The following is a 23,434-nucleotide window of genomic DNA, read 5'->3' as shown; positions in this document are numbered from 1 at the left end:
GACCTCGGCGGCCAGGCGGTCAGCGGCGGAACCCGCCCGGTCGAGTCCCGCCCGCCCCAACGAGGACGAGCCGTCGACGAGCACCACCGTGTGGGTCCCCCCTCGTCTCGCCCGGACCGCTGAACGCAGGTCGTCGCGGACGAGCGGGACCGGATCGGGGCTGCCCATCGCGGTCTGGAGCGCCACCCGGACCGCCGCGCGTCGCAGGCTCGGCACCACGGCGACCCCACCCCGACCGCGGTCGAGCGCCACGTCACGCACGATCCGCCCGCGGTCGTCCGATCGGCTCGACGGCCCGTCTCGCCCACGCAGGTGCCGGTCGCTCCGCGTCGCCGGGCGCGCGCGCATCGATTGGTCGGTCGTGACGCCGGTCACCCCGATGGCGACCGCCAGGCCGGTGCGGTCACCGTCGAGCGGGCACTCCTGCGCCGTCGCCGTCGCGCCGGTCGCGTCGTCAGTACCGGTCGGGTCATCGCCGGAGGTTACGTCCGGGTCCGGCCTGGAGGCGGTGCTCGCCTCCGCACCGCGGGTCACGTCCGCGCTGCTGGTCGCCCGGTCATCGGCGCTGGCGTCGCCCTCGTCGGTCCCGTCCGCCTCGTCGCCGGGCCCCTCGTCCGTCCAGTCGGAGTCGCGCGCATCCGGTTCGCCGGTCGCGTCCGGGCGGTCAGAGCGCCCACTGCCCGTACCGTCCTCGTCGCCGGCACCGGTGTCCTGACCGCCTGCTGCCGTTCCGTCGCCGTCCTCGTCGTCGGCGGTCGCTGCGGGGTCTTCGGTCGCCGGTCCGCTCTGGATGCCGTCCGCCTCGTCCTCGACCGACGGGCCGGCCGCGTCGTCCTCGCCCTCATTGTCCGCTCCCCCGGTCGGGTCCTCCAGCACGGCTGACCCGGAGCGCCGAGGCCTCGCGACGACCTCCGCGACGACAGCCAGCGGATCCGGGTGGCCGCCCTCTGCCAGCCCCAGGGCGAGACGCGATGCAGCCACGTCCAGCCCGTGGTCGCGGAGACCGGCCACGTCGAGGAGCCGGACGACCGCGCCGGACAGTTCGTCGAGCCTCCAGGCCGGTGCCCTGCGTGATCTCGGTGGCGTGACGGTGCGTGGATGTGCGAACCGGAGGACGGCCGTACAGCGGCGGAGCAGCGCCGGTGCGACGTCGCGGGCGTCCCACGCCAGGGCGAGCACGCGCTCGCCCTGGACCGCCGCGAGCCGTTCTGCGTCGACCGCCTCGGCGTGCGCGAAGCGGGCATCAGCTGCATCGGCGAGCTCGCGGAAGGCCTTCTCGGCGGTGTCTGCGTCGCCCGTGCAGAGGATCCCGAACCGGTCGCCGGCGAGCCATCGGTCGAGCACCGCCCGGTGCTGGTCGTCGGTCACGCGGCCTGCAGGCCGAGCACCCGGGCCGTCGCCAGCCGGACGCGCGCCGCAGGGGCTGTGGCACGTTCCGCCGGCTGGCGCGGGGTCCGGTGTCGGAGTGCCGGCACGGCTGCCATGGCGACGTCGGCGCCGGTGACGTCCGTCCGGCCGGCGAAGGCCGCGCCCGCGAGGGCGGTCCGTGTCATCACGAGATCGGCTCTGTGGCCGATCGCGCCGGACTCGACGCAGACGTCGACGATCTGGCGCAGGATCCGCTCGGACACCTCGACCTCGTCGAGCAGTTCCCGCGCCCGGACGATGCGTTCGCCCAGGCGGAGTTCCGCGTCGCGTGCGGCGGCGACGAACGCGGCCGGGTCGCGGTCGAACCGCAGGCGTCGGCGGACGATCTCCAGGCGGACGTCGACGTCGGTGATGGTCGTGACCGAGGTCGCCAGGCCGAAACGGTCCTCGAGCTGCGGGCGCAACTCGCCCTCCTCGGGGTTCCCGCTGCCGACGAGCACGAACCGCGCGGGGTGGACGTGGCTGATGCCGTCGCGCTCCACCCGGTTCACGCCGGACGCGGCCACGTCGAGCAGCACGTCGACCAGCAGGTCGTCGAGCAGGTTCACCTCGTCGATGTAGAGGAAGCCGCCGTGGGCCTCAGCGAGGACGCCCGGCGCGAAGGCGACCTCGCCGCGGAGGGCGCGATCGATGTCGAGCGACCCGAGCACCCGGTCCTCGCTGGCGCCGAGCGGCAGTTCCGCGATCGGCATCGGGACCCCCGCCGTGCGGAGCAGCGCCCCGAGGCCCCGCACGGTCGTCGTCTTCGCAGTGCCACGGTCACCGATCGCCAGGACACCGGCGATGCCCGGATCGACCGCGCAGAGCGCGAGGCAGCGCTTCAGCTCGTCCTGACCGAGGACTGCGCTGAACGGGAAGACCGCATCCGACATGCTTTGATGATAACTGTTCTCATCAACGAGGCGGAACGGAGGTCAGCCGTGAACGCACGCTCCACCGTGCCCGTCGTCGCGATCACCGGACCGCTCGGCGTCGGCAAGACGAGCCTGGTCAACGCACTGCTCCGCACGCCGGGCGCCCGCATCGGCGTCGTGGTGAACGACTTCGGAGCCGTGAACATCGACGCCGGACTGGTGGTCGGTCAGATCGACGAGGCGGCCTCGATCTCCGGCGGGTGCATCTGCTGCCTCGACGACACCAGCGGACTCGACGACGCCCTCGAACGCCTGACCGACGCACGACTCGCCCTCGACGTCGTCCTGGTCGAAGCGAGCGGTGCAGCCGATCCCGCGGTGCTCTCGCGGCTCATCCGGTTCAGCTCGGCGCCCCGCGCCCGGTGGGGCGGACTCGTGGAGGTCGTCGACGCCGCCTGGTTCGCGCGGACGACCGAGGCGGAGCGGCTCGGCGACGCCCGCTACCGGACGGCGTCCCTCGTGGTGGCGAACAAGACCGACCGGACACCGGACGCCGACCGCGTCCTCCGCGCACTCGGGGACGTCGCCCCGCGGGCCGTCGTCGTCCCGGCCGTGCGCGGTGCGATCGACCCCACCGTGCTGTTCGACGTCGCGGAGCGGGCAGCATCGGACGAGCTCGACTTCTCGGGCCTGACGGAGCCGGAGCACATGCACCACCACGCCGAGGCCGTCACCTGCGAACTCCACACCCCGGTGTCCGCGGACGCGCTCGTCGACCTGCTCGACACACCCGTCCCGGGCGTCGCGCGGATCAAGGGCATCGTCGACGTGCGGATCGGCAGCGCCAGCCGGCCCTACGTGGTGCACGTCGTCACCGGCACGGTGCACGTCGAACCACTCGGGACCGGGACCGCGGCCCGGGCACTCGTCGCCGTCGGGTACGGGTTCGACGCCGAGCTCGTCCGGGCGCGGTTCGAGTCGGTCGCCGTGGACGAGCCCTCGTCGCCGGCGGGGGTGCGGCGGCTGCGGAGACTGTTGCGGCTCAGCCGGTGAGAGCTGTTCTCGAATGCCTACTTCAGACCGGACCAATGCGCGAAGTCGGAGTTCACGGCGCCGTACACGATCGAGGCGATGACCGGGTTGATCGCGAACGTGTTCAGCAAGTCGTCCCGGTGTCGTTGAACGTGAACGAGAAGTTCCCGGTGGAGCCGAGCGCTGACACCGAGTCCAAATTGTTTCCGAGCGTCGGGATCTTGCCGAAAGGCTCCAGCATGCTGGTTCCGCCGTTGTGACCGTGACGCTCGAGGATCCATTCACCTTGCTGCGCCATGGTCGAGACCTTCCCGGTCATGTCCTCCACACCTGACATGCATTTCTCCTCTGACTGCGAGCAGATGCCCCAGTACAACGCGTTCTGAGTCGCGCTGAAGGTGACGTAACGAGGACCTGATGCCTCTCCCCCGGAATCAGTCTCAACTCGACAAAACCACCGTGCACAAGGGGATGAAAATGCGACAATGCACAGGTATCACGTGGTGGGCTCCGAATAGTAGTTCTTGACGTACGGTCGACCTATGGAGTGGGGCAAGCGTGCAACCGCGGGCGGCATACTGGCCGTGTTCCTAGCGGGGAGCGTGACGGCATGCTCCGTCACAGGATGCAGCGGAAGCCGCCAATCGACCGCCAGCGTGGCGATCGACGCCACTGCGTGGGTCGATGCGCACCCCGGACACGTCCTTTCGGTCTGTCTCGACGATGTTTGTGCGGATACGGCAACGAAGAACACGGTCACCGCGCGGTCTTCCGAGCCGAACGGACACAAGTTCATGTTGACCGCCGCGGACACCACGACCAAGGCGGAAATCGGGAGGAAGTCGACGCGGCTGTTCGCTTCTCAGGACAAGACAGCTTGCGGTGACGTCACCTACCCGACCGGAACGATCCAGATCACCAGCAGAGGAGAGCTCAAGGTCCGCCGCTAAGGGCCCCGCCCCTCAGGAAACGATCGCTCGATGTTCCGATAGAGGATCGGTCACCGGACGATTCAGGAACGATCATTTCTGACTTGGTGCGCTGAGTTGCCCCGCTCCATCAATCGCCACGACCCGCCCGTCAGTGGTGTGAGGGTCGTCACGACGTAAGCCGCCGCGACGATGCCGAAGGCGACAGTGAGCCCGATCGTGTCGGCGGCGAGCCCGCCGAGCAGGGCGCCGAAGGGGACGCCAGCCCAGGCTCCCGCGTTGATGAGGCCGAAGACGCGGCCGCGCATGTGTTCGGGCACCCGCTCGAGTTCGACTGTCGCGAGGATCGGGTTGAGCGATCCTGCCGCCAGCCCTGCCAGCGCGGTCGCTGCGACGAGCACTGGCAGCGGTGCCCCGAGTGCGAACGCCAGACTTGACGGACCTCCGGCAAGTGTGAAGCACACCGCGAACGTCACCCGCCGTGGCACCCGGTGGGCGACGAAACCGAAGGCGACGTTGCCGAGGAGGGCGCAGCCGCCCATGGTCGCGACGAGGACCCCCAGCGCTGCCGCGCCCCCGAGGCGATCGTTGGCGTAGAGGGGCAGCAGGGTCGACCCACGAGCAGCGTCGAGCAAGTTCGTGACCAGCACCAATCCGACCAGGAGCCGCATCAGCGGGTCCTGCACGACGAAGCGAGCTCCTTCGATGAGGTCGGCCCAGAAGGACTCGCGCGGCGCACCCTCGACACCCGCTTCTGCTTCTGCCGCCTTGGCGTCGCGAGGGACGAACACCCATGTCAGTAACGCAGACACCGCGAAGGTCGCAGCATTGACGAACAGTGACCCGATCGGGCCGACGGCCGCCACGAGGAGGCCCGCCAGGGAGGCGCCGACGAGCTTCGCGAAGCGCTCCGACCCGTCGAGGAGACCGACACTGCGCTCGATGCGCACACCCGCCCGCTCGGTCAGGCCCGGCAGCATCACGCGGCGGGCGGTCTGGCCTGGGGTGTCGAGGAGGCCCCCCACGAACACAAGGGTCAGCAACGCCCAGAACGGCAGACCGACCGTCAGCGCCAACGCCGGCATCGCGAGGACGGAGGCGCCGCTCACGACGTCCGCCACGATCGCGGCCCGACGGTGGCCGACCCGGTCGACAACGACCCCGCCGAGCGGACCACCGATGATCACAGGTGCCGTGGCGAAGGCGGCGGCGACGCCGATCTCGACGCCGGAACCGCCGAGCGCGAGGACGTAGAAGGGGACCGCGAAGGCCGTGACAACGTTGCCCGTCTGCGAGACCGCGTGAGCGGCGACGAGGGCGAAGAGCGCTGTGCGAGCCGCGCGAGTCGACGTACCGGCGCCGCCGTCACCATCCTCGGCGGGCGCATCGCTCTGCGCGCTGTCATCGCGTTCAGTGCGCTCGTCGGGATCGCGACGGTCGAGAGCGACCGTCTCGGGGACCGGAGTGTCCTCGGTCACGCTCCCGCGCCTCCTGGGTACCGGTAGGCGTGGTAAGCGAGGACGACTGTCTCAGCCCCATCACCGGAGTCCGAGCTGTGCGCGGCGCCGACTTCCACCCAGCGGTCCACGACGGACTCGATTTCGGCACGCAGGGCGGCGAGCTCCGTCACGGTGAGGCGGATCGCACGGTCACCACCAGCCTCCGCCGCTACCCACTCCCTCGGCAGGCCCGGCCTCGCATCGACGTACTGGAGGTAGCGCGCCGCGTTCGCCTGGACGATCGACTTCTCGAGGGCGGTCGATGCACTGAGGCGAGCGGGGTCGTCGAGCACGTCGGCCGGCTCCCACGAGGTGAGGGGTGCCGTTGCCTGCCACCAGCGCTCGCGCCGGTCGTCGCTCTGCGGCTCTGCCGCCTGGATGAGGTCACTCGCGGCCAGCTTGGACAGGTGGTAGCTGACCGTGCCCGGGGCCTCGTCGACGACCTCTCCGAGCTGCGCTGCAGTCTGAGGACCTCGCTCGCGGAGCAATCCGAGGAGGCGCAAGCGGGTCGGGTGTGCCAACACCCGCATCGAAGCAGCTTCAGTGAGGGTCGAACGGGACGAGTCGTGTGATGCCATGGACCGAAGATACTTACACAATGGTCATTGCGCAATGACCATTGTCGGACCGCTGGTTCACTACTGGCTCACGCCAGAAGGGGCGCCTTCGCAGGAGATGGCAACCGCAACACCTCTGTGACGAGCGCGAGTAGGCGACTGGCTGGGCGATGACCACTGTCGCTCTGATGGGCAGTGGGCTTTGCGTTGGGCCGGTGTTCCTCCTGCCTCTCACGCGGCTCGGTGGATGTCGCACGGCCCGTTCAAGCCTTCGATGGAGGATCCCGGTCCGGACGACGCCGCGCGACAACGAGTCAACGTATGCCGAGCCGTCAGTCAGAGAGGCGATTGGAGGCGCGCGGCCTGGCGGCGCTCTATGAAGCGCATGATGAGGAACAGCGACAACCAAAGGACCATGCCCACGAGCGCGAACACCGCGACGACGAGGAGCACGCCGCCGACCGTGTCCAACGGGAACCAGCCGCTGAGCAGCAGCGCGGGGAGGACGGTGACGACCATCACAGCCAGGTGCGTCAGCGACTGCCGCCTCAGGGACCAACGGTCCACCTGGTAGATGACGGACGACGCAGACACGGCTGCGATGATCACGCCGACCGCGAGGGTGCTGCGACCATCCTCGGCCTGTCCGTCGTGGAAGAGGAACCCACCGATCGCGGACATCAACACGAGCGGGATCCCTCCCAGGAGGACGGCGCGCAGAGCGAGTCGCTGACGTGGTCGTTGCATGGTGCCCCCTCGTTCGCGCCCAGTCGACCACACATCAGCGTCCGCTCGTACGACCCCACCCGAAGGACGGCCCATCGTCCTGCAAACTGGTATCCGGTAGGGGATGGGCTACCGGAAGTCGGCGCGTGGGCGATCTCGGCGGCGAGAGCTGCGATTCGACCCGTCCCTCGTCAGGCGCTACGTGGCGCCCTCACGGGCAATGCCTCAGCTTGTCGCTCTTTCTAGAGTTGCAGCATGAACGTTGTGCTGCGCCCTAGCCTCCCCGAGGACATTGATTGGCTCGTTGAACTCCGAGCGGACGTGCTGCGTACGGATCTCCAGCGACTCGGCCGGTACGACGAGCACCGAGTGCGAGACCGCATGCGGCAGGGGTTCCGTTCAGAGTGGACCCGGGTCATCGTCGAGGGCAATGGCGACGTCGGCTCGATCAGCACACGCCCGGAAGGCTCCGTACGTTGGATTGAGCACTTCTACCTCGAACGTGGTCGACAAGGCGCAGGCATCGGCGGCAATGTCCTGCGGTCCGTGCTCGCGGAGCCGTGGGGAGGAGCGACTCGGCTGAACGTACTGCAGGGAAGCCCTGCCCGCCGCCTCTACGAGAGGCACGGTTTCGTGACAGACATCGAAGACGACGTTGATGTCTTCATGACGCTCAGCCCGTCTCGATAGCCGATCGGCTAACGGACGGAGCTGGCAGGGGTGCCGTCTTCCCACATCAGTGCTGTTGCCTGCTCCTCGTGGATGAGCAGGTCGCGGATCAGGGGCGCGTTCTCGACGGGGCAGGACAGGGCGATGAGGTTCTCCGAGATCGCGTCGACGAGACACCCGCGCTGGGCGTAGCGTCCTGCGATCGACCGCCACGCCGCGGCGAGGTCCGGATCTTCGCCGAGCCAGAGTCGGAAGGTGGCCTGGTTGCCGTGCTCGCTGACGCTCGTTGCCACGAGCGATCCTTCCGCGGATCTGACGGTGGCTACTGTGTCGTCGTAGTTCACGCCGTACACCCACGCGGGTACTGCACGAACCTGCACCAGGTCCGGCCCGATCGTCTTTGCGTTCAACGCTTCCCAGAACACGTCACCAGAGTCGGAGGGAAGCGCGAACCAGACTTCAGTGTCCGCGTCGGACGCCGATTGCGTCGGCACAAGCGAAGATCCCGCCCATTCGGCCGTCCGACTGGGGTGCTGCCGGTACTCGCTCATGGCGGCAATCTATCCTCGCCATGCACCCGACCGCACTCGGTTTCGGTCGACGACACCGCCCGACCTCGAGCCCGGTTGACGATCGTCTACCGGACGCGGCATAGACGTGGAATCAGTGGGCAGCGGTGTCGGCTTCGGCTGTTGGTGCTCGCCTGTGCTCCTGCTTGCGGGCGTAGTAGGCGGCGCTGAGTTGGACGATGGCGAGAACTGACCACGTGATCGCCATGAACGTGTGGAATCCGGACGGGTCGACGATGGCCAGAACGATCCAAATCACAGCCAGAGCGGCCCAGGTCCACGCAAGCCACGGGAGGGGCTTCCCAACGATTCGTTCGAGGATGCTGCGCCGCTTCGTCTCGGTCATGTACGTGACCTTATGGGATGGGTTCTAGCTGTCAGACGGTGTCCGGTAGCCGATCGGCTGGCGGGCGCTTCGAGGTTGGCCGGTGCTACCCCATTTCCAGCGGCCCCCGTCAATCCCTGACACCGATGACGCCAGAACGGGAGGGTGCAGGACGGAGCCATGTGCACGAGACTCTGTCCAGCATGATCACTTCACCTGCCGACCCCCAAGGCCGCCGTCGGCTAATCGGGCTCGTCGGGCTGACGCTCGTGACCGCGATGTCGCTTGCAGCCTGTTCCAGCCACGTGAAGGCTGTCGGCGACGAGAAGGCCTCCTCTGCTTGGATGGAGAGCGTCCAGGACCGATGGGCCGAACAGCCCGGCGAACTCGGCAGTGGTGCCGGCACGAACGATTCATCGAGTCGGCTCTCTCTCGGCGTCGCGGACGGCGGGACACCCGCGCACGTTCGTGTGTCCTTTGCGTGTCAAGGGCACGGAACGGTGTCGATGGCCGTATGGAGCAAGCGCTTGGTCAGCGGTGCCGAGAACGGGAAGCGGCTTGCATCACGCTCGATGCAATGTGGTCACGACGAAGACCTGTACGTCGCGACATCGAGCGCTTGGATCACCATCGGGTCGACCTCCGGGGACTCGAGCGTGAGCTGGTACGCCGCGGCCTATGCCGACCCGATTGGGGATCAAGTTGAAAGCAGCGTCCGCTAGCCGATCGGCTACCGGACGCTGCTGTCGGAGCTGACGATGGCGACCTGTTCGAGGATCGTCCGCATCGTCTGTTCACCAGTGAGGTCGGCGCTGTCGATCCACTGACCTTGATCACCGAAGCCTGCTCGCATGGTGGCGTCGAGCTCGCGGTAGCCATCGAAGTCGAACTGCTCCTCCGTGCTGCGTGCGGCGTTGCGGTCGTGGCAGGCTGCTTCGCCAGGGGCGAGGACGACCAACCGTGCGCGCTGCTGAGGGAGCTGCCGGAGGAGGCGATCGAGATGATCTCCGTCGGGAAGAACGCAATCGATGATCGTCGTGAAACCGCTCGCCGTGAAGTTGTGCGCCAGTGCCCCGAGATTGCGGTAGCAGAGCTCAACCTGTCGTTCTGCTTCGTCGGCGGGGTGGCCGAGTGGCCAGACCGCGCCGGAGACGATCATCGCGTTGAGGTCATCGGCACCGATCCGCACGGCACGAGGGAGCGCCGCGGCAACGAGACGGCTCACCGTCGACTTGCCGGCACCCGGCATCCCGGTCACGATCCAGGCCACCTCGTCGGCTGACGAGTCGAGTCCGCCTTCACGCATCGGTGCGACCCGCCGCCCAGAGCCAGCGCAGCGCATCGGGCAGCAGCACCCCGCCGTGGTTCGGGGAGTGCGACCCGTCGCCGACGACGAGCCGGAAGTCGGAGCCAGCTCTCGCGAGTGCGGACGCGGTGTCGAGGCTCTCGGCGAACCAGTTCGCCGCTCGCTCGTTCCAGTGCAGATCCCGGTGCGCAGCATGCAGGAACACACGTGTGGGTCGGCGCGGTTCGGTCGCGAGGAGCGTCGGGTACGGGTTCCCGCCCGGCATCTGCGCGAAGCTCGGGTTGAACGCGATGACCCTCCCGAACCCGTCGGGCCGAGTCCATGCTGCTGTCAGGGCGGCGTTGCCACCACTGCTGCCGCCGCAGATGCCACGGTTCATCGGATCAGCCAAAACGCCGTAGCGGGACTCGACCTCTGGTATGACCTCCTCCATCAGGAAGCTCGCGTAGGTGTCATCGAACGCGTCGTACTCGGCGTTCCGGTGCTTCGTCGGTACGCCGTCGACGTCCATCACGCCGGGGTCGACGAACACGCCGACCATCGGCGGAAGGACACCGTCGGCAGCGAGGTTGTCCAGCACGGTCCCAGCCCGCACCGCGCCGGCTGGATCGAGGTACCACCAGCCGTCGTTGAACACCATGACCGCGCACTCGGCATCAGCGAGATGTCCTGCGGGGCGATGAACCCAGACCTTTCGAGACGTCCCCGGGTACCGTTCGCTCGAGTCGAGGTGGAGTTCCTCGATCGTGCCGGAGGGTACGTCCGGCCGGACCGCTGAGTCGGGTCCGTACTCGTACGAGATGTCCTGCTGCTCGATCGGGAGAGCGGCGAACGGCACTGTCGGAGACACGAATCGACTCTAACGACCAACCTCACGAGCAGACAGCCGCCGTCATGCTCCGTCCCGCTAGCGTCCGGGCAATATCGGCTACCGGACGGTCATGGCTCCGCCAGCGAGCTCGCCCCGACCGCCGCTCCGCGGCGCGGTCGTCCTACGACGCAGTGATCCCGAGCTGTGCGAGAACGGGTTGATCGCCGATGGTCTGCAGGTTCCACTTCGGGCGCTTGAAGGCACCGCGGGAGAGTCGCACGCGCTGTTCGTCGACCGGTTGCCCGGACCGGGGCGATACCTGCGTGACCCCGTTCGGCTCGTAGCCGAGCTTGTACGAAACGGTCAGCGACGGGGTGTTCCAGGCCGCAGCACTTGACTCTGCCCATTCGGCACCCAGAGTGTCGAAGGCGAACAGCAGCAGGGCCGCGCGCATCTCGGTGCCGACGCCCTTGCCTTGGGCGCGTCGGGTCAGCCAGGAACCGGAGTTCACAGTCCGGCGGTCCCCGAAGTTGAACGCGGCGAGGTCCTGCGCCCCGATCACCTCGTCGTCAAGGATGACGGCGAATTGGATCGTCCAGTTCTGCGGCGAGACCTGGCGGAGGCTCCACTGATATGTCGCGAGGTTCCGCGGCAGCTCCTCCGGAGACGCATCGGTCCATGGGAAGCCAAACGGCATGCGGTCCGAGTTGTGGATGCCATCAAGAGCAGCCTGCGCCAGGGCAGGGAGGTCCTGGTCCCGCACCGGACGCAACACCAGCCGTGGGGTTCGGAGTTCGAGTCCGAACAACGGCCACAGCTTCTCCAGTTCCATACCGGGACGCTACCTGCGCCGGTCACCGCAGCGAGGCGTGTTACGCGCCCGGCCGCTGAGTAGCGACCCTCGCATCTGTCCTCTCGCAGCGCCCGGTGATCGATCGTCTATCGGACGCGATGCATCTGGCTTATCCAGCTCTTAGTCTGGGTGTGTGCCCGTCTTCCTCGACCTCGATAACACGCTTGTCGATCGTGATGGGGCGTTCAGCGCCTGGGCACGCCAGGCCGTGCCGGCATTCGGCGGAACCGCTTCGGATATCGACTGGTTGCTTGAAGCGGACGACGGCGGTTACACGGCTCGCTTCGATCTGGCTCGGATGCTCATTGAGCGACTTCAGCCGCGCCGACCCGACGCCGACGCCGACGCCGACGCCGAGGCTCTAGTTTCGTCGATGCGGGCCGGGATCGTCGAGCACCTTGTCTGTTATCCGGGAGTCCTGGACAGGCTTGACAAGCTGACGTGTCTCGGCCAGTCCCTGGTGGTTGTCACCAACGGCGAATCACAGCAGCAGCGGATGAAACTGGCACGGACCGGCTTGGACGAGGTGATCTCGGGAGTGGCCATCTCCGGGGAGCTTGGCTTCAAAAAGCCCGATCCGCGCATCTTCGATGCCGCTTACTCGGTCTCAAACGGTGAGGGGTTCGCATGGATGGTCGGTGATCACCCCGCCGCGGACATCGCGGGCGCTCGGGCGCTTGGCTGGGCGACGGCATGGGTCAGCCACGGACGAGTTTGGGGAGAGCGGTGGGTGCCATCAGCGATGGCAAAGGAACCTGCCGATGTTCTGGCTCTGGTCCACCAATCAATCGTCGCAGCCAGCGGGGCCCATTGAGGGATCGGCTTACGAGACGTGTCGGGGCGACAGTTCACCCTTCTCCCTGGGAGGCCGCCCGCTGGCTCACCAAGTCAGTGAGCGAGCGTCCCGTGATCTTTGTCACGTCGGGCCCTTCGCTTCGCTGCCCGACGGAAGGCCTTGAGCACGGCGCCGCACACAACCGTCGCAACGATGCCAATGACCGTGCCGCCGGTCGACCCGCTTCCGTAGTTAGACCAAGGCAGCCCGAGAGCCCGTTGCAGTGCAGGGCCCAGCACGAGTAACGCTCCGGCCGGCACGACGACGATGAGCAAGGCGCGGCGGCCGCTCCAAGCAGGATGAAGCAGAACGACCACGGCGGCCGCGGCGACGACCGCGAAAGCACCGTAGATCCACGATGCGCCAGACATCCGCCAGCCGTCGTGCGCGAACCAATCTTGGACTCCTCGGATGGTCCGTGCCCAAGCATGCTGACCTCGGCCATGTGTCGACGAGATGACAGGCAACGGCCACCCAATGATCGCGAGAACTCCGGCGATTGCGCTCGCGATTCCGAGCACGACCACCCCAAACCGCGACCCGGTTCCGGGCTCGACGTCGAAGTCGGAGATGCGCACTCCAAGGAGGCTATAGGGCGAGCGCGGCGATCGTTCCTACCAGGCACCCGCCCGGTAGCGGATCCCCGGGCGGACGGCACCAGTTAGTCTCATGGCTGGCGCAAGGAGCTTTCGAAAACGTTCATCGCGCTGGGGGCGCTCTGCGACCGGGACGTAATGGTGCGCTCGTATTGTGTCGGGATGAGTCAGGTCAGCGCGCCCGTACCCCTTCCTCGTGCCCTCGTTGTGATGGTATGGGTGCTCGCCGCTCTGTTCAACGTGGTGCTCGTGAGCTTCTTCGCCTTGTACTCAGTAGCCAATGACTGGGCAGCAGAACGATCGGAAGCGACTGGGGCATTCGATCCGTCACAATTACTCCCGCATGACGCGGCGCTGTGGTTGAGTGCCCACGCGGCGATCGTTCTACTCGTGATGCTCGACGTCGTGGGTATCGCGCTGTTGCTGCGCTCGCGCCGGAGGCGCCTCACCCTGTCTCAGTAGCGGATCGGTCAACGGACCTGCCTGTGGCCGTTGTGACCAATCGCGCGGATGATGTGCGACGTGCTCTCGATTCGACCGCGATCCAGTGATGACTGCCATCTGATCGTGTTGTGGGTGCCGGACGCCGAGGCGCTGTACCTCTTCGCCGGCCCCCGCCTGCGATGGCCTCTGACTCTCGACCAGCTCACGATGGACGAACGGAGCCCTGAACGAACGGCATGGGTAGCCGTCGACGCGGGTCGGGAACCGATCGGCCAGTTCGAACTCACGGTGCACGACGGCCATGCTCACCTCGGACGGGTTCTGCTCGATCCCACCGTGCGAGGCCGAGGCTTGGCCCATGACTTGGTGCGGCTTGCCGTCGCCCGAGCACGTGCACTCGGTGCGACCTCGATTGGCCTCAACGTCGTGATGGGCAACCGCCCGGCCGTACGGACGTACGAACGCGCGGGCTTCGTCGAGACCAGTCGACAGGATGCTGTCGGGTCTCTCGCGATGACACTGAATTTGGAGACCCCTGTCCGCTAGCCGATCCGCTACCGAACGAGACGCCCCAGTTCTCCGCGGGACAGTCAGCGCTTGCGGCGAAGAAACATGGTGACTCCGACAGCGACGATCGCCACGATCACGAGGACGAACGCCCACAGAGGAATCGTGGCGCCCGTCTTCGGACTGACAGCAGCGAGCATGGCGACCGCGGTGGCGACGAGTGCGTTCATTTGCTGAGACTAGAGGGCGACCGCGGTCTCGTAAGCCGGTCGTCCACCGGTACATGGCTGGCGGCGACAACCACGACAACTTGCCCGTGCCCTGCTTGACCTGGGGATTCCCGTATAGGTGTCCCGCGAAAATGCCCGGTGAAGGGGCGCTAAACGCTACATCGTTGACGCACCCGAGCAAGGGTGCGGCACTTCCAGTCGGTGAAGTCAGCGCGAGGGACCAGATCGCTGCGCGTTCCGCTCGAGCACGTCCCCGCAGAACGCCGTGTCCACCCCGACAGCAACTTAGCGCGCACGGCACGCTGCTCCTGACTCGCCGGGAGACGACCCCCGACCGAGGCAGCACCGAGGAACGCGCTCCGGCGACAGGTTGTACGCGGAGGAAACAAGTTGTTCTCGCCGCGACGAACTCCCCTACTGCGGCATGTCCACGAACCGCGAGAACATCCCGTGGAACGCCACGGTGATGGTGTCCGTCGGCCCGTTACGGTGCTTCGCCACGATCAGGTCCGCCTCCCCCTGACGCGGGTTGTCCTTCTCGTACGCAGACTCACGGTGCAGCAGGATGACCATGTCGGCGTCCTGCTCGATCGACCCGGACTCACGCAGGTCGGAGATCATCGGCTTCTTGTCGGCACGCTGCTCGGGTCCACGGTTCAGCTGGGACAGCGCGATGACGGGCACCTGCAGCTCCTTCGCCATGAGCTTGAGCGCACGCGAGAACTCCGAGACCTCTTGCTGGCGGCTCTCGACCTTCTTGCCCGAGGTCATCAGCTGCAGGTAGTCGATGACGACGAGCTTCAGGTTGTGCTGCTGCTTGAGTCGACGGCACTTGGCGCGGATCTCGACCAGAGTCATGTTGGGCGAGTCGTCGATGAAGAACGGGGCGTCATTGATGCGCCCGCGGGTCTGCGCGATGGTGGTCCAGTCGCGGGCGTCGACGGTGCCCTTGCGCATGTTCTGCAGGGGGACGCTGGACTCGGCGGACAGCAGGCGCATGGCGATCTCGGCGCGCCCCATCTCGAGCGAGAAGAACGCGGCGGTCTGGTTGTGCTTGAGCGCAGCCGAGCGGCACAGGTCGAGCGCCAGGGTCGACTTGCCCAGTGCGGGTCGTGCGGCGACGATGATCAGCTGTCCGGGGTGGAAGCCGTTGGTCAGGGCGTCCATCTGGGCGAAGCCGGTGGGGACGCCGGTCATCTGGCCGTCGCGGCCCTTGGCGGCTTCGATCTCGTCGATGGCGGTGCCGATGGCTTCGGTGAGGGGGACGTAGTCCTCGGTCTGCACGCCGCCGGCGACGTTGTAGACCTCGGCCTGGGCGCTGTTGACCAGGTCGGTGACCTCGCCTTCGCTGGCGTAGCCCATCTGGACGATGCGGGTGCCGGCTTCGACCAGGCGGCGCAGCACGGCCTTCTCGGCGACGATGGCGGCGTAGTATCCGGCGTTCGCTGCGGTCGGCACCATGCTGGTCAGGCTGTGCAGGTACTCGGCACCGCCACCACGGGACAGCAGGCCAGTCTTCGTCAGCTCGTCGGTGACGGCGATGACGTCGGTCGGCTCACCGTGGGAGTACAGCGACAGGATCGCGTCGAAGATGACCTCGTGCTTGGGGATGTAGAAGTCGACACCGCGGGCGGTCTCGATGACGTCGGCGACGGCGTCCTTCGACAGCATCATGCCGCCGATGGTCGACTGCTCCGCGAGCATGTCGTGCGGGGGAGTGCGGTCGTTGTTCCGCTCGGCGTACTCCCGGGGGGCCGGGTCCAGATGCGCGATCGACACACGTGCTCCTCAGTGTTTGGCGGTGCTGGCGGACGGCTCACTGAACCGCTCCCCACCGAGCAGTTCTACCCCGGGCGACCGACATCCCCGAGTCGCTGGCTCAAGCTACGGGTACGGAGTTATCCCCAGCAAACGGCCCTGTGGACAACTCTGTGGAGAGACCGTGGAACACGCCGGGCTCTTGTGTGGAGGGTTGTGCACTCAGCTGTGGACAACTCCCCTGGGGAACACACTTTCGACTGTTGACCAGGGCTTTCCTGTTCCACACCATGTGTGGAGAACTCGGCTTCAAGTGGGAGTCGAAGGTTCCCGTTCACTGCCCCCACTGTGCAGAACCGACTTGACAAACGGGCGCATCGTCCCGTTCCACTCGGCTGGCTCCCAGGTGGGCAGAGCGGGGCAGGACGTAACCAGCCAACCGTGTTTCGGGTGCCGGACCTGCTCAGCCGGCACGCGCCTCCAGGACGTCACCGACACCCGCCGACACGCCGCCATCCGCAGAAGACACGGCAGCAGAAGACACCGCGACGGACGGCTCCGCGACGGACGGCCCGGCGGCAGACGGCACGGCGACCGACCCGGTCCGGGTCGCCGCCGTGACCATCGGCACCTGCACGGTCGAGGCGATGCCCGTCCCGAGGTGCACGAGCGCCGTGCCGGGCTGCACCCGCGACGAGATCGACGACCGCGAGATCCGCACGCCCACCAGGTCACCGGCGAGCGTGTCCTGCGGGGACAGCAGCGCCCCACGGCGGTTCTTCTTCGCGTCCACCTGCCACCCGCCGAACCCGGCGGCCAGCCCGGTCGTGTTGCCGCCGAGCACCAGACCCTGCCCGTTGTCGGCCAGCCCGCGCACGAAGGTGCGGAGCTCGGCCTTCGCGGAGCAGTCGATGAGCAGCTCGCCGTCGTCGACGACGAGGACGACCCCGGGTCGGCCGAGCAGGTCCTCGACGTCCGACGCCGAGACGTCGTCGCCCGTGACGGTCGCCAGGACGCCGGGCAGACCGGCCAGGTCGCGCACGGCTCCTGGCCGCGGGGCGAACACAACGATCGGCGTCCCACCGGCCAGCAGCGAGCGCGCCATCGCGGCGACCATCGTCGAACGCCCGGCCCGCGAGGGGCCGGCCACGATGAAGGTGCCGCCGCCCTCGCGCAGGTCCACGGTCTGCAGCGACATGTCGTCCCCACCGATGCCGGTGACCGCGACCATCGGCGCCGGTGCGGGCGCCCCGTCGAGCTCGAGCGCGCCGTCGAGGTCCAGGTCCTTCGGCAGCGCGTCGACGCGGAACGGCCTGATGCGGGGGAGTCCGAGCGTCTCCTCGTCGGCCTTGACCCGCCGCGCAAGCGCCTGGACGGCCGCGGTCTGCCCCTGGCCCGACACGTCCTCACCCAGGGTCGCGAACTGCAGCTCGGTCCCGCTGTCGGCACGGAACCCGCGCCCCGGTGGGATGGTCGCCGGCAGCTGCCGGTGGTTGATCCCGCCGAGCGAGTAGTCCAGTCGGTCGGTCAGGCGCATCACGATCTTGTCGTCCGTCAGCGTCGACATCCGCGACGTCAGCAACGTGCGGTCGCCGGAGATGACGACGTGGATGCCCGCCCCGGTGCCGTCGCGCAGCAACGACTGGATCGCCTCGGTGAGGGACCCGCCGTCGACCTCGCCGAGCGTCGTGGTGAAGTTCTCCCACCGGTCGACCAGGACCAGCACGTGCGGAAGGCGGTCCGCCTCGGCGGCCAGCATCCGCTGCTCGGTGATGTTCGCGGCCCCGGCCGCGGCGATCACGTCGTGTCGTCGCGCCATCTCGCGGGTCAGGCGTTCGATCAGCCTGGAGGCGCGCTCCACCTGGGTGCGCTGGGCGACGGCCCCGCAGTGGGGCAGGGACTGCAACGACGCCAGGGCGCCGTTGCCGCAGTCGACGACGTACAGGTGCAGGTCGCTGGAGGCGATCGACCCGGCCGCGGAGGCGGCGAGGGTGCGGAGCGCCTGGGACCGGCCGGATCCCGGGGCACCGACGACGTAGAGGTGGCCGAAGCGCTCGAGGTCGACCGTCGCGGCACGCTGCTGCTGGGTGTCGGGCAGGTCCTCCAGGCCCCAGGCGAAGGTCAGACCCGAACCCCCGACGGAGGTTTCACTGACGTCAGCATGAGCAGAAGGGCCGGATGAGGAGCCGCCGACGGTCGCCGAGGCCACCGCGGACAGGGGGAGCAGCTCGGGCAACGGCGGCAGCCACGGCGAGTGCAGCGGACCGATGCCCATCTGCTCGCGGGCGTCCCGCATCGCCCCGACCAGGACGGACAGGTCGGTCGCTGCCGAACCCGGACCGGACTTCGACGGGCGCTCGGGCGGCGACATCGCGAAGTCCCGCCACTCCAGCACCCGGACGAACGGCAGGACCGCACTCGCGTCCGCTTCACCGGCCCACCGACCGCCGACGCGGGCGGACTGGAACGGCACGACCGACGAGTGCCCCAGTCGGGCGTATGCCCGTCCGGGCACGCTCTTCGGGATACGTGCCGCATCAGCCACGTCGATGACGTCGGTGCTCTCGCCGCCGTCCGTCATGCGGAGGGCGACACGCAGGTTCGTGTTCGCGCGGATGTCCGGACCGACCACACCGCCGGGGCGCTGGGTGGCCAGGATCAGGTGCACGCCGAGGGACCGACCGCGCTGGGCGATGCCGATCAACCCGGCGACGAAGTCGGGCAGCTCGGTGACCATGGCCGCGAACTCGTCGATCACCAGGACCAGTCGGGGCATCTGCTCGCCGGACCCACCGCGGGCCAGGTGGGCCTCGTGGTCCTCGATGTCCTTCGCCCCGGACGCGGCCAGGATGTGCTCGCGCCGGGTCAGTTCGGCGCGGAGCGACCGCAGGGCCCGCTCGACCAGGTGCTGGTCCAGGTCCGTGACCAGGCCGACGGTGTGCGGCAGGTCGGAGGCGACGCTGAAGGCCGCACCGCCCTTGTAGTCGACGAGCACGAAGGTCATTCGGTCCGGACGGTTCGCCGCCGCCAGCGAGGCCACCAGGGTCTGCAGGAACTCGGACTTGCCCGACCCGGTGGTGCCGGCGACGAGCCCGTGGGGGCCGTCCCGCACCAGGTCGAGCGCGAACGGCCCGTCGATGCCGACCCCCACGACCGCCGAGGTTGTGGGGGAGCCGGACCGCCAGCGCGAGGCCATCACGGAACCGCTCGGCTGCGGCAGGTCGAGCACGTCGAGCAGCCGGGCGCTGTCCGGTACCAGGCCGTCGCCGTCCGAGCCGGAGGTGTCGCGGAGCGGCGAGAGCGCACGGGCGACCTCGTCGAACCAGTCGTCCTCGATGCGGTCGGCCAGCACCAGGTCGACCGGCGCGGACATCTGGCGGCGGAGGACCAGCTGCGTCGGCGAGCGGTGCAGCACGGTGGCGACGCACTCCTCGGGCAGCTGCCACTCCTCTTCGTCGATGCAGATCAGCCGGATGCCCAGGGCCGGTCCGTCACGGAGCAGTCCGACCACACCGGGCATCGCACGGAGTCGGCGTGCACCGTCGAGCACGACGACGATCTCGGGCGAGAACCGACGCCGGCTGTTGACGTTCTTCTGTCGTTCGGCCCGACGCTCGGCCAGGATCTGCGTCAGCTCGGCCAGGCGGCGGCCGATGGTCTCGGCGTCCGACCCGACCAGGGCCAGCGCCTCCTGCCCGTCCGTCGGTCGCACGTGGGGGAGCCACACGGTCCACGCCCAGTCCGGCACGGCGGACTGCGCGGTCAGCACGACGAACTGCACCTCGCGCGGGGACTGCGTGACGGCGAGCTGGCCGAGCAGCCAGCGGCCGATCGAGCGGGGCCAGGTGCCGGGTCCGGCGATGCCGACGACGCCGACCTCGGCGAGCGGCACCGTCACGGGCACACCCCGGGTCCAGCGGGGTTCCTGGTCCAGGCGGTCCTGGTCGCGGTCGTCCTCGACGGTGACGGTGGAGGGCAGGTCCCCGATGCCGACCCGCACGTGCAGGTGGTCGGCGTCCGTCGGTCGGCGCTCCCACAGGCGCCGGGTCGGGGTCGTCGCGGTGATCCGCAGTGCGGCGGCGTCGAGGGAGTCCTCGCGGCGCTGGTCCCGCTCGGCCAGGACGGCTCCGGCCACGGCGTCCTCGATCGCCCGCACTCGGTCGGCGTGGTCGGCGAGGGCCTTGCGGTGGCTCTTCTTGCCGGTCTTCCGTGCGGTGATCGTCTGCCCGATCACCATGATCGGCGTCATGAACGCGAACAGCAGGTAGAACGGCGAGTGGAACACGGTCGCCATCACGATGCCGAACATCGCCGGCACGAACACCATGATCCACGGCAGAGCGGACCGCTGCGGCGGCACGGGCGGCTTCGGGATCCGGAACGACGTCGGACGCAGGGGCGGCAGCAGGCGGGGCGGCCGGTTGAAGTCGAGCTGGCCGGAGTCCGGCGGACGCAGCAGCATCCGGTCGACCACGGCGACCGGGCGGACGGTCAGCGCCGTCTCGGCAACCCGGAGGACCGCGCCCGGCTCCCACGCGGTCCACTCGTCGCCGACGTGCTCGCCGTCGACGGTGACCTCGGGCAGCGCGGACGGGTCGGTGTCGGGGTGGCCGGCGGCGGTGTCGACCGCCCCGGGCAGCAGCGCACCCGGCGGCAGGGACTCGAAGGACAGGGCTCCCGGAGCCGGGGCAACGGGCGGCAGCGCACCCGGCAGGGCGGCAGCGGGATCGCCGGACGTGCCGACGCCCTCCTGAGCGTCCCCGACGACCGCCGGGTCCGGCGACGACTCGGGTACGAAGGCCGGGGCGAGGCGGACGGTGACGGTCCCGTCGAAGGCGATCCGTGCCTCCAGGCCGGGCAGCCCCGCCGTCTCGGAACCGGTGAGCGTCTCGCTGTCCGGGGTGAACGCCAGGCGCACGGTCCCGACGCCGACCCGGACGCACCGGCCCGCGCCGACGCCACCGGCGACGAGCAGGTCGACCAGGCCCTGTCCGGCACCGGTGTCGGCATCGGCGCCGATGTGCAGGACAGCGCCGTCTACCAGGCCGCTGTCGGCGAAGCGCACGTCGGCGTCACCGGCCTCGGCGGGCAGGGGTGTCCCGCCGGTCCGACGCGACAACGCGTCGACGACGGAGCGCATGGTGGCGGATCCGGGTGCGTCGATGAGGACGTCCGAGCGCACGCCCGTGACGTCGTCGACGACGGTGACGACGACCTGCATCAGGCGCCGGCCGTCTGTGCCGGAGCGGTCTCGATCGGCGCTGCGGTCGGGGCGGCCTCGTCGACGACCGGCTCGGACAGCCCCAGGTCCATCCACCGGACCGACCCGAGTTCCGCCGAGGTCGAGGTACCGTCACGACGGCACTCGAGCGTCCAGCGCGCGAGCGGGCTCGGCTGCAGCGCGATGACGGCCCAGCGGCCGCTCGGCCGCTCGAGCAGCCGGACCAGTTCACGGCCGTCTGCGCCGCCCGGCAGGCTCTGGACGACCAGGAGGCCCGGGGTCGCGTCCGCCGCGACGGTCGCCACCGCCTCGGCCACCGACACGGAGGCCACGGTCCCGAACTCGTCGCCACGGATGCCGACCGTCAGCACCGGGGTCGTGCGCGACCACGGGTCGGTGCGGACCTGGTCGACGACCCGGCGGGCGATGGCGGTGCGGGCGGCACGGTCCCCACCCAGGGCGACGACCCCGCCGACCGCGGCCAGGTCGACCAGGACACTGCCGTCCTGGTCGGTGCCGAGACCGACGACCGTCGCGAACCGGACCGAGGCGTCCTCGGTCAGCGCGACGGCCTGCAGCGCCTGCATCGGTGCCGACCACGAGTGCCCGTCCGGGGTCGCGGTCCACGGCTCCGGCGGGGCGACGGTGGGGGCGGTCAGGTCGAGCCGCACGGTCGGGCCGATCGACGCCCGGACGAAGCCGGGGAACACGACGCCGGCCGTCCGGCACGAGGCCTCGACGCTCCGGAGCACGCGGTCGAGCGCCCATGCGGTGGCGTCGTCACGGCGGACCCGGTCGGCCCAGGCGATGGCGTCCGTCGCCCTCCGGCGGCGGAGCGCGACGATCACCGGCACCACGAAGGCCAGGGTCGCGACGAACAGCAGGGCCGCGCAGGTGAGCACCAGGTGGGACGCCGGGTGCAGGAAGTCCCAGCTCACGCCGTGCCACCGATCTCGGCCAGACGGAGCTCGAGCGGGGTCGGTTCGGCGTCGGGGACGTCGGTCCAGCGGAACGTGGTCATCATCGCGTCGAACAGCATCACCAGGGCGTCGGTGATCCGCTCGTCGGTACCGATGTCTGGGGTTTCGGCACCGGGCCCGGTCGGGTCCTGGTCCCTCGGGGCGCTGATCGCCGAGAACGACATCACCACCCAGCGGCCCGGACGGTGCGGCACCGGGATCGTGTAGACCACCTGACGGTCGTCGACCGCGGGCAGCTCGCCCGCCACCTCGTCCGGCACGGCCCGGCGGAGCTGCGTCTCGGTGCGGGCCGCGATGCCGCCGTCGACCTGGCGGAGGCCCGGGTCCTGCTGGTCGTGCCGGTCCGGCAGGGCGTCGGCGAGCAGCTCGGCGATGACCTCCTCCGGCGCCTGGTCGGACTCGTCGTCGACCTCGCTCTCGATGATCGACACCGGCGGCGTGAACCCATCGACGGGCTGCACCGGCAGGTAGACCGCGGTCGCGCCGTTGTCGCCCGCCTCGACGACGGTCGACATCAGGCGCTTCTGCATCTCCTGGCGGAGCGGTTCGGCACGGTCGCGCGGCAGCGAGTCCGGCAGTGCGCGGGCGATGACCTCGCGGACCGTGGCGGCGAGGACCTGCCGGTCCTCCTCACGCGCGGGCAGGCGGGCCCATCCCGGCGGGACGACCATCAGGAACGACGAGATCGGGGCGGTCATGCGGACACCTCGTTCCGGACGCGGCCGACCAGGGCGACGACCTCGGGAGCGAAGACCGGCACGACGTCGAGCTCCCGCGTCCGCCACAGCACCCGGGTGTCCACACCGTCCTGCCGTCGGACGGCGCACACCGTGGCCCAGATCACACCCTCGTCGTCCACGTCGAAGCGCGTCACGACCGGGCCCTCGCCGCCGACGTCCTCGGGCAGCTCGTCGACCGCCGGGGGATCCGACGGAGCGCCACCGGTCGCGCCGGCCAGCTCGAGCAGGTCCGGGCCGGACTCGTCCGCCACCCCGACCGAGACGATCACCGGCAGCGGCCACCGGTTCGGCACGGTCAGGGCCGCGACCAGACGCTCGTCGCCGTCGAGCGAGGCGCGGAACTCCAGCAGGGTGTCGACGGCGTGTTCCGGGTCCACCGACGGACCGTCAGCGAACAGCCGGTCGGGACCCTGCGCCTCCCGGTCGATGTCCGCGACCGCGTCGAACAGCGCCAGCACGTCGGCCCGCCAGGCGGGCGTCAGCTCGTCGGCGCCGGGGACCACCAGCCACTCCGGGGCGTCGACGTCGATCGTCGAGGTCAGGACGGGTACAGCGCTCATGGATT

Annotated in this window: 24 protein-coding genes and 1 pseudogene; 7 read left to right on the top strand and 18 right to left on the bottom strand. The window is 69.2% G+C overall.

Going from position 1 to position 23,434, the window contains the following annotated elements; all coding sequences use genetic code 11:
• Together QL987_RS08160 and QL987_RS08155 are read right to left on the bottom strand one after the other, a co-directional pair.
• A pseudogene (locus QL987_RS08160) lies at positions 1-1,368 on the bottom strand (hypothetical protein); the annotation flags it as partial.
• A complete protein-coding gene (locus tag QL987_RS08155; RefSeq protein ID WP_290157123.1) occupies positions 1,365-2,300 on the bottom strand; it encodes an AAA family ATPase in 936 nt (311 codons plus the stop codon). The pseudogene QL987_RS08160 and the gene QL987_RS08155, both read right to left, overlap by 4 nt.
• Before the next feature lie 48 nt (positions 2,301-2,348).
• Here QL987_RS08155 and QL987_RS08150 point away from each other — a divergent pair, with 48 nt between their 5' ends.
• On the top strand, positions 2,349-3,335 hold the full coding sequence (locus tag QL987_RS08150) for a GTP-binding protein (protein WP_290157122.1): 987 nt from the start codon (positions 2,349-2,351) through the stop codon (positions 3,333-3,335).
• A gap of 103 nt (positions 3,336-3,438) precedes the next feature.
• Here QL987_RS08150 and QL987_RS08145 read toward each other — a convergent pair whose 3' ends face one another.
• Positions 3,439-3,651 carry a hypothetical protein gene (locus tag QL987_RS08145; RefSeq protein WP_253465790.1) on the bottom strand — a complete coding sequence of 71 codons (213 nt, stop codon included), beginning with the start codon at positions 3,649-3,651 and terminating at the stop codon, positions 3,439-3,441.
• A 205-nt stretch (positions 3,652-3,856) separates the two neighbouring features.
• Between QL987_RS08145 and QL987_RS08140 the strand changes: the two genes are divergently transcribed.
• Positions 3,857-4,264, top strand: a complete 408-nt coding sequence (locus QL987_RS08140; RefSeq protein WP_253465793.1) for a hypothetical protein — start codon at positions 3,857-3,859, stop codon at positions 4,262-4,264.
• Positions 4,265-4,326: 62 nt separating this feature from the next.
• On the opposite strand, the gene QL987_RS08135 is transcribed toward QL987_RS08140, so the two are convergent.
• The 3 genes from QL987_RS08135 to QL987_RS08125 all read right to left on the bottom strand — a co-directional run bounded on the left by QL987_RS08135 (position 4,327) and on the right by QL987_RS08125 (position 7,046).
• A complete protein-coding gene (locus tag QL987_RS08135) occupies positions 4,327-5,721 on the bottom strand; it encodes an MFS transporter (RefSeq protein WP_290157120.1) in 1,395 nt (464 codons plus the stop codon).
• A complete protein-coding gene (locus QL987_RS08130; protein ID WP_290157118.1) occupies positions 5,718-6,272 on the bottom strand; it encodes a helix-turn-helix domain-containing protein in 555 nt (184 codons plus the stop codon). Before QL987_RS08130 ends, QL987_RS08135 begins: the two co-directional genes overlap by 4 nt.
• A gap of 363 nt (positions 6,273-6,635) precedes the next feature.
• The gene (locus QL987_RS08125) at positions 6,636-7,046 is read right to left on the bottom strand and encodes a DUF3021 domain-containing protein (protein ID WP_290157117.1); all 411 of its coding nucleotides are present in this window, start codon (positions 7,044-7,046) and stop codon (positions 6,636-6,638) included.
• A gap of 234 nt (positions 7,047-7,280) precedes the next feature.
• Between QL987_RS08125 and QL987_RS08120 the strand changes: the two genes are divergently transcribed.
• Positions 7,281-7,715, top strand: a complete 435-nt coding sequence (locus tag QL987_RS08120) for a GNAT family N-acetyltransferase (RefSeq protein ID WP_290157116.1) — start codon at positions 7,281-7,283, stop codon at positions 7,713-7,715.
• 8 nt (positions 7,716-7,723) lie between these two features.
• On the opposite strand, the gene QL987_RS08115 is transcribed toward QL987_RS08120, so the two are convergent.
• Positions 7,724-8,245: a DUF4265 domain-containing protein gene (locus QL987_RS08115; protein WP_204607068.1), complete on the bottom strand. Its 522-nt coding sequence runs from the start codon at positions 8,243-8,245 to the stop codon at positions 7,724-7,726.
• A gap of 112 nt (positions 8,246-8,357) precedes the next feature.
• Entirely contained in the window at positions 8,358-8,609 is a 252-nt protein-coding gene (locus tag QL987_RS08110; protein ID WP_056124895.1) for a hypothetical protein, read from the bottom strand.
• 182 nt (positions 8,610-8,791) lie between these two features.
• Here QL987_RS08110 and QL987_RS08105 point away from each other — a divergent pair, with 182 nt between their 5' ends.
• The gene (locus QL987_RS08105; RefSeq protein WP_290157112.1) at positions 8,792-9,310 is read left to right on the top strand and encodes a hypothetical protein; all 519 of its coding nucleotides are present in this window, start codon (positions 8,792-8,794) and stop codon (positions 9,308-9,310) included.
• An 8-nt stretch (positions 9,311-9,318) separates the two neighbouring features.
• On the opposite strand, the gene QL987_RS08100 is transcribed toward QL987_RS08105, so the two are convergent.
• The 3 genes from QL987_RS08100 to QL987_RS08090 all read right to left on the bottom strand — a co-directional run bounded on the left by QL987_RS08100 (position 9,319) and on the right by QL987_RS08090 (position 11,537).
• On the bottom strand, positions 9,319-9,894 hold the full coding sequence (locus QL987_RS08100) for an AAA family ATPase (RefSeq protein ID WP_290157111.1): 576 nt from the start codon (positions 9,892-9,894) through the stop codon (positions 9,319-9,321).
• A complete protein-coding gene (locus QL987_RS08095; RefSeq protein ID WP_290157110.1) occupies positions 9,887-10,744 on the bottom strand; it encodes an alpha/beta hydrolase-fold protein in 858 nt (285 codons plus the stop codon). The genes QL987_RS08100 and QL987_RS08095 overlap by 8 nt, the downstream gene beginning before the upstream one ends.
• 142 nt (positions 10,745-10,886) lie before the next feature.
• On the bottom strand, positions 10,887-11,537 hold the full coding sequence (locus QL987_RS08090) for a GNAT family protein (RefSeq protein ID WP_140449157.1): 651 nt from the start codon (positions 11,535-11,537) through the stop codon (positions 10,887-10,889).
• 154 nt (positions 11,538-11,691) lie between these two features.
• Here QL987_RS08090 and QL987_RS08085 point away from each other — a divergent pair, with 154 nt between their 5' ends.
• The gene (locus QL987_RS08085; protein WP_290157107.1) at positions 11,692-12,372 is read left to right on the top strand and encodes an HAD family hydrolase; all 681 of its coding nucleotides are present in this window, start codon (positions 11,692-11,694) and stop codon (positions 12,370-12,372) included.
• A 74-nt stretch (positions 12,373-12,446) separates the two neighbouring features.
• Here QL987_RS08085 and QL987_RS08080 read toward each other — a convergent pair whose 3' ends face one another.
• On the bottom strand, positions 12,447-12,971 hold the full coding sequence (locus QL987_RS08080; RefSeq protein ID WP_290157106.1) for a hypothetical protein: 525 nt from the start codon (positions 12,969-12,971) through the stop codon (positions 12,447-12,449).
• A 180-nt stretch (positions 12,972-13,151) separates the two neighbouring features.
• Here QL987_RS08080 and QL987_RS08075 point away from each other — a divergent pair, with 180 nt between their 5' ends.
• Both QL987_RS08075 and QL987_RS08070 read left to right on the top strand, forming a co-directional pair.
• A complete protein-coding gene (locus QL987_RS08075) occupies positions 13,152-13,451 on the top strand; it encodes a hypothetical protein (RefSeq protein WP_290157105.1) in 300 nt (99 codons plus the stop codon).
• A 60-nt stretch (positions 13,452-13,511) separates the two neighbouring features.
• The gene (locus QL987_RS08070; RefSeq protein WP_290157104.1) at positions 13,512-13,979 is read left to right on the top strand and encodes a GNAT family N-acetyltransferase; all 468 of its coding nucleotides are present in this window, start codon (positions 13,512-13,514) and stop codon (positions 13,977-13,979) included.
• Between the two features lie 44 nt (positions 13,980-14,023).
• Here QL987_RS08070 and QL987_RS08065 read toward each other — a convergent pair whose 3' ends face one another.
• From QL987_RS08065 to QL987_RS08040, 6 genes are all read right to left on the bottom strand, one after another.
• Positions 14,024-14,170 (bottom strand): LPXTG cell wall anchor domain-containing protein, encoded by a 147-nt coding sequence (locus QL987_RS08065; protein ID WP_290157103.1) that lies wholly within the window; start codon positions 14,168-14,170, stop codon positions 14,024-14,026.
• 414 nt (positions 14,171-14,584) lie between these two features.
• The gene (gene dnaB, locus QL987_RS08060; protein ID WP_111075290.1) at positions 14,585-15,949 is read right to left on the bottom strand and encodes a replicative DNA helicase; all 1,365 of its coding nucleotides are present in this window, start codon (positions 15,947-15,949) and stop codon (positions 14,585-14,587) included.
• Positions 15,950-16,391: 442 nt separating this feature from the next.
• Positions 16,392-21,149 carry an FtsK/SpoIIIE domain-containing protein gene (locus QL987_RS08055; protein WP_290157102.1) on the bottom strand — a complete coding sequence of 1,586 codons (4,758 nt, stop codon included), beginning with the start codon at positions 21,147-21,149 and terminating at the stop codon, positions 16,392-16,394.
• Positions 21,149-22,087 (bottom strand): hypothetical protein, encoded by a 939-nt coding sequence (locus QL987_RS08050; RefSeq protein WP_290157100.1) that lies wholly within the window; start codon positions 22,085-22,087, stop codon positions 21,149-21,151. The genes QL987_RS08055 and QL987_RS08050 overlap by 1 nt, the downstream gene beginning before the upstream one ends.
• Positions 22,084-22,827, bottom strand: a complete 744-nt coding sequence (locus QL987_RS08045) for a hypothetical protein (RefSeq protein ID WP_290157099.1) — start codon at positions 22,825-22,827, stop codon at positions 22,084-22,086. The genes QL987_RS08050 and QL987_RS08045 overlap by 4 nt, the downstream gene beginning before the upstream one ends.
• Complete coding sequence (locus tag QL987_RS08040) at positions 22,824-23,429, bottom strand: hypothetical protein (protein WP_290157098.1); 606 nt, start codon at positions 23,427-23,429, stop codon at positions 22,824-22,826. Before QL987_RS08040 ends, QL987_RS08045 begins: the two co-directional genes overlap by 4 nt.
• Positions 23,430-23,434 lie beyond the last annotated feature (5 nt).

It is taken from the genome of Curtobacterium sp. APC 4022 (assembly GCF_030407555.1).
In the GTDB taxonomy this organism is placed as follows: Bacteria; Actinomycetota; Actinomycetes; order Actinomycetales; family Microbacteriaceae; genus Curtobacterium.
The sequence above is the reverse complement of the archived record's forward strand: the minus strand, read 5'-3'. Positions and strand labels throughout refer to the sequence as shown.

Bases quoted from the DNA above. Each gene is read 5' to 3' on its own strand.
- QL987_RS08120 (WP_290157116.1), top strand. From the start codon at position 7,281: ATGAACGTTGTGCTGCGCCCTAGCCTCCCCGAGGACATTGATTGGCTC.
- QL987_RS08100 (WP_290157111.1), bottom strand. From the start codon at position 9,894: ATGCGTGAAGGCGGACTCGACTCGTCAGCCGACGAGGTGGCCTGGATC.
- QL987_RS08045 (WP_290157099.1), bottom strand. From the start codon at position 22,827: ATGACCGCCCCGATCTCGTCGTTCCTGATGGTCGTCCCGCCGGGATGG.
- QL987_RS08115 (WP_204607068.1), bottom strand. From the start codon at position 8,245: ATGAGCGAGTACCGGCAGCACCCCAGTCGGACGGCCGAATGGGCGGGA.
- QL987_RS08155 (WP_290157123.1), bottom strand. From the start codon at position 2,300: ATGTCGGATGCGGTCTTCCCGTTCAGCGCAGTCCTCGGTCAGGACGAG.
- QL987_RS08130 (WP_290157118.1), bottom strand. From the start codon at position 6,272: ATGCGGGTGTTGGCACACCCGACCCGCTTGCGCCTCCTCGGATTGCTC.
- QL987_RS08075 (WP_290157105.1), top strand. From the start codon at position 13,152: ATGAGTCAGGTCAGCGCGCCCGTACCCCTTCCTCGTGCCCTCGTTGTG.
- QL987_RS08065 (WP_290157103.1), bottom strand. From the start codon at position 14,170: ATGAACGCACTCGTCGCCACCGCGGTCGCCATGCTCGCTGCTGTCAGT.
- QL987_RS08145 (WP_253465790.1), bottom strand. From the start codon at position 3,651: ATGTCAGGTGTGGAGGACATGACCGGGAAGGTCTCGACCATGGCGCAG.
- QL987_RS08125 (WP_290157117.1), bottom strand. From the start codon at position 7,046: ATGCAACGACCACGTCAGCGACTCGCTCTGCGCGCCGTCCTCCTGGGA.
- QL987_RS08090 (WP_140449157.1), bottom strand. From the start codon at position 11,537: ATGGAACTGGAGAAGCTGTGGCCGTTGTTCGGACTCGAACTCCGAACC.
- QL987_RS08040 (WP_290157098.1), bottom strand. From the start codon at position 23,429: ATGAGCGCTGTACCCGTCCTGACCTCGACGATCGACGTCGACGCCCCG.
- QL987_RS08055 (WP_290157102.1), bottom strand. From the start codon at position 21,149: ATGCAGGTCGTCGTCACCGTCGTCGACGACGTCACGGGCGTGCGCTCG.
- QL987_RS08110 (WP_056124895.1), bottom strand. From the start codon at position 8,609: ATGACCGAGACGAAGCGGCGCAGCATCCTCGAACGAATCGTTGGGAAG.
- QL987_RS08140 (WP_253465793.1), top strand. From the start codon at position 3,857: ATGGAGTGGGGCAAGCGTGCAACCGCGGGCGGCATACTGGCCGTGTTC.
- QL987_RS08105 (WP_290157112.1), top strand. From the start codon at position 8,792: ATGATCACTTCACCTGCCGACCCCCAAGGCCGCCGTCGGCTAATCGGG.